Raw genomic sequence first — 7075 nt, 5'->3', positions numbered from 1 at the left:
GGGATTCTGGATTGCTTCCGCCTTCGCTAAAGCTTCGGCGGACAAGTCGCTACGCTCGCAATGACGATGTGGAGAGAACGTGTGCCACACTCCACTCTCGTGCCGTCTCACAGTCGGGCCGCAGATGCTGGAACCGGAGCCTCACAACTTCTCACAACTCCAAACGGGTGTCTCGCGGCCGCCGCTGCTAGTCAGTGCACGACCGATCAACGAGGGAGCAGCACCATGACACAGAGCATCGATCAGCACCGCCGCCAGTTTTTCGGCATCGCCGCCGGAACCGTCGCCACCGGCCTCGGCGTGATCGGCCGCGCCCGCGCCGAATCGGAAACGCCGCGCTCCGCCCTGACAAATGCGTCATTCGGCGCGATCAAGCAGATCGATGCCGGCGTCCTCAACGTCGGCTACGCGGAGGCCGGTCCCGCCAGCGGCCCCGTCGCGATCCTACTGCACGGCTGGCCCTACGACATTCACGCCTTTGTCGACGTCGCCCCGATCCTGGCAAAGGCCGGCTATCGCGTCATCATTCCCTATCTCCGTGGTTACGGCTCGACCCACTTCCTCTCCGCCGAGACGCCGCGCAACGGCGAGCCGGCAGCAATGGCCGCCGACATCATCGCGCTGATGGACAAGCTCGACATCAAGAAAGCGGTGGTCGCCGGTTTCGATTGGGGCGCGCGCACCGCCGACATCGTCGCCGCGCTGTGGCCGGAGCGCTGCCGCGCGCTGGTCTCGGTCAGCGGCTATCTGATCTCCAGCCAGGCTGCAGGCAATGCGCCGCTGCCGCCGTCGGCCGAGCTGCTATGGTGGTACCAGTTCTACTTCTCGACCGAGCGCGGCCGCGCCGGATACGAGAAGTATACGCATGATTTCGCAAAACTGATCTGGAAGCTGGCTTCGCCGCAGTGGAAGTTCGACGACGCCACCTTCGACCGCAGCGCGGCGGCGCTGGACAACAAGGATCACGTCGCGATCACCATCCACAATTACCGCTGGCGGCTCGGGCTCGCCCAGGGCGAAGTCAAATACGAGGAGCTCGAAAGGAAGCTTGCGGCAGCTCCGGTGATCAGCGTCCCAACCATCACGATGGAAGGCGACGCCAACGGCGCGCCGCATCCCGATCCAAGCGCCTACGCCAAGAAGTTCTCGGGCCGCTACGACTATCGCCTGATTACCGGCGGCATCGGCCACAATCTGCCGCAGGAAGCACCGCAAGCCTTTGCCAAGGCCGTCATCGACGCCGACGGCGGCGCCTGAGGATTTTGGCAGCACCTCGGTCCGGCAAGGGGCCGGAAAGGCTGGACCGAGGCCTGACATGCGATCGCAGTTCAATGAAGCATCAGCGAAAATGAAATCCGAGAAGTCAAAATTTCCATCCTCTACGGCGATGATCGTGCTGGCCGTGCTCCTCCTCGTCGTTGTCCTGACCTGCGTGCCGTATCTGGTCACGATCGCATTCGCGCAGGGCCCGGCGGAGGCCTCGCCGATCTTCGGCGTCACTGTCCCGGAAGGCTACAAGCGGTGGGAGCTGATCGCGCCGGCCGAGGAGGCGGCTCCCTTGGACGAGCTGCGTGCCGTCATCGGCAACAGGACCGCGATTGATGCCTATCAAGGCGGCAAGCTTCCGTTCCCGGATGGCACAATTCTGGTGAAGCGTGCCTGGAAGCGGAAACAGTCGCCCGAATTTTCGTCGGCGACGATTCCTGGTGAGGCCACCACCGTCCAGGTGATGGTTAAGGATTCCAAAAAATATGCCTCGACCGGCGGCTGGGGATTTGGTCGCTTTGTGAACGGCAAGCCGGTCGACGAGGCCCAGCATCGCACCTGCTTCGCGTGCCACGAAGCTCGTGTGAAGAGTCGCGACTACGTGTTTACGAGGCTTGCGCCTTGAGCGCGGAGTTTCACTCCGCCGCCACCATCTGCTGCGTGCGCCATTGGCCGAGCAGGGCGCGGAGCGAAGCCGGCTTGACCGGCTTGTTGAGCACCGCGACCTTTTCGTCGCGCGCCGCCATTTGTACGGCGGGGCTGCGGTCGGCGGTGATCAGGATCGCGGGAATGCCGTCACCGAAGCGGCGGCGGATGTCGCGGATCGCGGCGATGCCGTTGCCGCGGTCGAGATGGTAGTCGACCAGCAGGCCGGTCACGCGACGGCCGGCGGCTTCGATCGCGGCGATCGCGCCCTCGGGATCGGCGACCGCGATCACTTCGGCGTCCCAGGCCTTCAGCAGCGTGCGCATGCCGTCGAGGATCGCGGCGTCGTTCTCGATGCAGACGATCAGGGTCCCCGAGATCGAGGTGCGTGCGAGCGGCGTCGCGCTGGTCACGGCCGCGGTGTGGGTGATCGCCTTGGCCGTCGGCACCGTCACGGAAAAAACCGAGCCGCCGCCCACATTGGAATCGATGGCGATGTCGTGCTTGAGCACGCGCGCCAACCGCTCGACGATCGACAGGCCAAGGCCGAGGCCGCGGGCGATCCGCGCGCCCTGCTCGAGGCGGTGGAATTCCTTGAAGATCTCGCTGCGCTTGACCGTCGGGATGCCGACACCGGTGTCGTAGACGCAGATCTTCAGCGAGGCGCCGCGGCGGCGGCAGCCGACCAGCACGCGCCCGCGCGGGGTATATTTGATCGCGTTGGAGATCAGGTTCTGGAGCAGCCGCCGCAGCAGGAGACGATCTGACTCGACGGGCAGCGAGCACGGCACGAAGACGAGCGCCAGATTCTTGGCGCGTGCGATCGGCGCGAACTCGATCTCCAGCGAGCGCATCAGATCGGCCATCTTGAAGCTCGAGATCGAGGTCGTCATCGCGCCGGCGTCGAGCCTGGAGATGTCGAGCAGCGCGCCGAGGATCTCCTCGATCGCCTGGAGCGATTCGTCGATGTTCTCGACCAGCCGCGTCTCCTCGCCGCTGTGCTGGCGCTCAACCAGGCTCGTGACATAGAGCCGCGCCGCGTTCAGCGGCTGGAGAATGTCGTGGCTGGCGGCGGCGAGAAAGCGCGTCTTGGAGATGCTGGCGTCTTCGGCCGCGCTCTTGGCCAGAGCCAGCTCGGAATTCAGCCGGGTCAGCTCCTCGGTGCGGTCGCGCACCCGCTTTTCCAGCGTCGCATTGGCGCGCTCGAGCGCTTCCGCCGCCTCGAACGTGGGCGTGACGTCGGTGAAGGTGATGACGAAGCCGCCGCCGGGCATGCGGTTCGTCAAGATCTCGATCACCATGTGGCGGTCGGGCAGACGCTCGAGATAAGGCTCGCCGTCGGTGGTGTAAGCCACCAGCCGGCGCTCCAGCATGGCCTCGCGCTCGATCGGATCGGCCGGCTCGCTCACGCCCATGAATTCCAGGATTTCACGCAACGGCGTGCCGAACTGGATGAAATGCGGGGGAACGTTGAGGAGATCGCCGAACTGCCGGTTGGAGCAGATCAGTTGCAGATCGGCATCGAACACCGCGATGCCCTGGCGCACATGGTTGAGCGCGGTCTGGAGGATCTCGCGGTTGAAATGAAGCGCCGCATGGGAATCGTCGAGCAGCTTGAGCGCAGCCTTGGCGGAGACCGTCCGCTTGCGCAGCAGCAGCGACATCACCAGACGCGATGAGGCCGCACCGATCGAGGAGGCGATCAGGTGCTCGGCGTGCTGCAGCAGCTCGAAATCGGCCGGTGCCCCGGACTCCAGCCGCACATTGCGCCGCGCGGAGAAGGCCTCGAACGAATGCCGCGCCCGGTCGGGCCCGAGATATTGCGCCACCGTGGTCTGGATGTCCTGCACCGTGACGGTGGTGCGCCAGCGCCGGAAGTTCGGGGAGATCGGCGCGAGGGTGTTGGGGACGAACAGATCGGCCTGCACCAGCTCGATCGAAGACGGCCGGCGCGCCAGCGACAACAGCACGTAGGTGAGGATGTTGAGCGACAGCGACCAGACCACGCCGTGCATCAGCGGCGGCAAATCGGCGCCGAACAGCGCCTGCGGCCGCAACGCCTCGATCCCGAACGGGCCGTGCTGGAGCAGCAGGATGCCCGCCGTCGACGTATCCATGAAGCTCGGGATGAACAGCGTGTAGAGCCACACCGCGAAGCCGACCAGCATGCCGCCGATCGCGCCGCGCGCGGTCGCGCGCCGCCACAGCAATCCGCCGAAGAAGCTTGGTGCAAGCTGGGCGATGGCGGCAAAAGACAGCAGCCCGATCGCCGCGAGCTGGGTGTTGCCGAGCGCGCGATAGTAGAAATACGCCATCACCATGATGGCGAAGATCGCGAGCCGGCGCGAGCGCAACAGGAAGTCGCTGAAATCGGCGCCGCCGGTGCGCCCCTCGGGCCGTCGTTGCAGCACCAGGGGCACCACGAGGTCGTTCGAAACCATGATGGAGAGCGCGACGCATTCGACGATCACCATCGCGGTCGCCGCCGACAGGCCGCCGACGAAGACGGCGACGCTGAGCAGATCCGCGCCGCCCTCCATCGGCAGCGCCAGCACGTACATGTCAGGATCGGCGGCGCCGAACGGGAAGCTGACGAGGCCTGCGAACGCGATCGGGATCACGAACAGATTGATGGCGACGAGATAGAGCGGAAACAGCCAGCGCGCGCGTCCGACCTCGGCGTCCGAGGAATTCTCGACGACGCTGACGTGGAACTGGCGCGGCAGCAGCATGATCGCGCACAGCGACAGCAGCGTCATGGTCAGGAAGTTGCCGATCGACGGCGAATAGTTGATGACGCGCACCGCCTCCGGCGTCTTCATCGCGCGCTCGATCAGCTCGTGCGGCGAGAACATCCAGAACGTGACGAAGATGCCCGCGGCGAGGAAGGCGACCAGCTTGATGATGGATTCGGTCGCGACCGCCAGCATCAGGCCGTGCTGGTGTTCGGTGGCATCGGTCTGCCGCGTGCCGAACAGCACTGCGAAGGCCGCCATCGCCAGCGTCACCATCAGCGCCACGTCGCCGACGATCGGGATGTGGGAGAAGGCCTGGTCTTCGCTCAGGATGGTTTCGAGCGAGGAGGCGACCGCCTTGAGCTGGAGCGCGATGTAGGGCACCGAGCCGATGATCGCGATCAGCGCGACCGTAGCCGCCACCGCCTGGCTCTTGCCATAGCGCGCGCCGATGAAGTCGGCGATCGAGGTGATGTTGTGAGCTTTCGCGAGCTGGATCACGCGGCGGAGCACGCCGGCCCCTAACCCGATCATCAGGATCGGGCCGACATAGATCGCGAGGAAGTCGGTGGAGGTGCGGGTGGCGAAGCCGACTGAGCCGAAGAAGGTCCAGGAGGTGCAGTAGATCGCCAGCGACAGCGGATAGATTAGCCCCGAGGCGCGGCCGCGCCCGGCCCGCGAGCGGCGGTCGCCATGGCTCGCCACCAGGAACAGAAAGCCGATATAGCCGAAGGCGGCGGCGATCACGCCCCAATCGTGCAGCATGGCGAGCGTGCTTCTCCCGGGGCGCGCGCGCTGGCCGCGCCCGATCTCATTTTCCCCGTAAATCTAGCGCGTTGGGCCGGTGGAGGCGACAGCGAAATGTCGTGGGGGCGCGGGAACTGGGGGTGTCGTTAAGGTGCAAACCCCCAGCGTCGTCCTGGCGAAAGCCAGGACCCATAACCACAGGACACGGTTATGGGCACCCCAATGGCCCCAGCAAGCCGCAACAATTCACAGTCGGGGTAATGGGTCCTGGCTTTCGCCAGGACGACCCGGATCTACTCCGCCGCCAGCGACTTCTCGCGAAGCGGCAGACCCAGGCGGTCCCACACCTGCAGCAGGGCTTCGGCGAGCTGGTCGATCAGGCCGTCGTCGTGATAGGGCGAGGGCGTGATGCGCAGGCGTTCGGAGCCCTTGGCGACCGTCGGATAGTTGATCGGCTGGATGTAGATGCCGTGCTGTTCGAGCAGGAGGTCGGAAGCCTGCTTGCACTTCTCGGCATCGCCGATGAACAGCGGGACGATGTGGGTGTCGCTCGACATCACCGGCAGCCCGGCGGCGTTGAGGATCGCCTTGACCCGGGCGGCGCGATCCTGGTGACGCTCGCGCTCCCAGCTCGAAGTCTTCAGATGCTTGATCGCGGCGGTCGCGGCCGAGCAGATCGCCGGCGGCAGCGCGGTGGTGAAGATGAAGCCGGGCGCATAGGAGCGCACGGCGTCGATGATCTGGCCGTTGGCGGCGATGTAGCCGCCGAGGCAGCCGAACGCCTTGGCGAGCGTGCCCTCGAGAATGTCGATGCGATGCATCACGCCGTCGCGCTCGGCGATGCCGCCGCCGCGCGGGCCATACATGCCCACCGCATGGACCTCGTCGACATAGGTCATCGCGCCGTACTTCTCGGCGAGGTCGCAGATCTTGGCGAGCGGGGCGATGTCGCCGTCCATCGAATAAAGGCTCTCGCAGGCGATCAGCTTGGGTCGGCTCGGGCCCGCCGCCTGCAACAGCGCTTCGAGATCGGCGAGGTCGTTGTGGCGGAACACGACTCGTTCGCAGCCGGACTGGCGGATGCCCTCGATCATCGAATTGTGGTTGAGCTCGTCGGACAGGATCAGGCAGTTCGGAATGAGCTTTGCGATGGTCGCGATGCCGGTCTGGTTCGAGACGTAGCCGGACGTGAAGAGCAGCGAGGCTTCCTTGCCGTGGAGATCGGCGAGCTCGGCCTCGAGCTGCACCAGCGGATGATGCGTGCCGGCGATGTTGCGGGTGCCGCCGGCGCCGGTGCCGACGCGGGTCGCGGTCTCGACCATCGCGCCCACCACCTTCGGGTGCTGGCCCATGCCGAGATAATCGTTGGAGCACCAGATCACGACGTCGCGCTTGCCCTTCGGCGAGTGCCACAGCGCATGCGGGAACCGGCCGGCAATGCGCTCGAGATCGGCGAACACGCGGTAGCGCCGCTCGGTGTGGAGACGATCAAGGGCGGAAGTGAAGAACTGGGCGTAATCCATCGTCAAACCTGCAGCGGAACCGACCAAAGACCCGCATATCCTTAGAGCTTTTCCAGCTCCAATGTCTATGCGCTATCCCACATTTGGACCTGCGGGGCATTTGGGCAAAATGCCCTATCGTGCGATTTGAAACTTGATCCGGATCAAGTTCGCGCGAGA

At 65.4% G+C, this 7075-nt stretch carries 4 protein-coding genes; 2 read left to right on the top strand and 2 right to left on the bottom strand.

What is annotated here, in order from left to right; translation table 11 throughout:
* Window positions 1-225: 225 nt before the first annotated feature.
* Entirely contained in the window at window positions 226-1257 is a 1032-nt protein-coding gene (locus AC0L3J_RS30575) for an alpha/beta fold hydrolase (protein WP_473349497.1), read from the top strand.
* Between the two features lie 130 nt (window positions 1258-1387).
* The gene (locus tag AC0L3J_RS30570) at window positions 1388-1891 is read left to right on the top strand and encodes a cytochrome P460 family protein (protein ID WP_456766458.1); all 504 of its coding nucleotides are present in this window, start codon (window positions 1388-1390) and stop codon (window positions 1889-1891) included.
* A 10-nt stretch (window positions 1892-1901) separates the two neighbouring features.
* On the opposite strand, the gene AC0L3J_RS30565 is transcribed toward AC0L3J_RS30570, so the two are convergent.
* Together AC0L3J_RS30565 and hemA are read right to left on the bottom strand one after the other, a co-directional pair.
* A complete protein-coding gene (locus tag AC0L3J_RS30565) occupies window positions 1902-5411 on the bottom strand; it encodes a PAS domain-containing hybrid sensor histidine kinase/response regulator (protein WP_473349496.1) in 3510 nt (1169 codons plus the stop codon).
* A 275-nt stretch (window positions 5412-5686) separates the two neighbouring features.
* Window positions 5687-6916, bottom strand: a complete 1230-nt coding sequence (hemA, locus tag AC0L3J_RS30560; RefSeq protein WP_473290036.1) for a 5-aminolevulinate synthase — start codon at window positions 6914-6916, stop codon at window positions 5687-5689.
* Between the last annotated feature and the right edge of the window lie 159 nt (window positions 6917-7075).

This window comes from Bradyrhizobium sp. Kon37 (assembly GCF_055807535.1).
This window is presented reverse-complemented; position numbering and strand designations above follow the sequence as displayed.

Bases quoted from the DNA above. Each gene is read 5' to 3' on its own strand.
- AC0L3J_RS30565 (WP_473349496.1), bottom strand. From the start codon at position 5,411: ATGCTGCACGATTGGGGCGTGATCGCCGCCGCCTTCGGCTATATCGGC.
- AC0L3J_RS30575 (WP_473349497.1), top strand. From the start codon at position 226: ATGACACAGAGCATCGATCAGCACCGCCGCCAGTTTTTCGGCATCGCC.
- AC0L3J_RS30570 (WP_456766458.1), top strand. From the start codon at position 1,388: ATGATCGTGCTGGCCGTGCTCCTCCTCGTCGTTGTCCTGACCTGCGTG.
- hemA (WP_473290036.1), bottom strand. From the start codon at position 6,916: ATGGATTACGCCCAGTTCTTCACTTCCGCCCTTGATCGTCTCCACACC.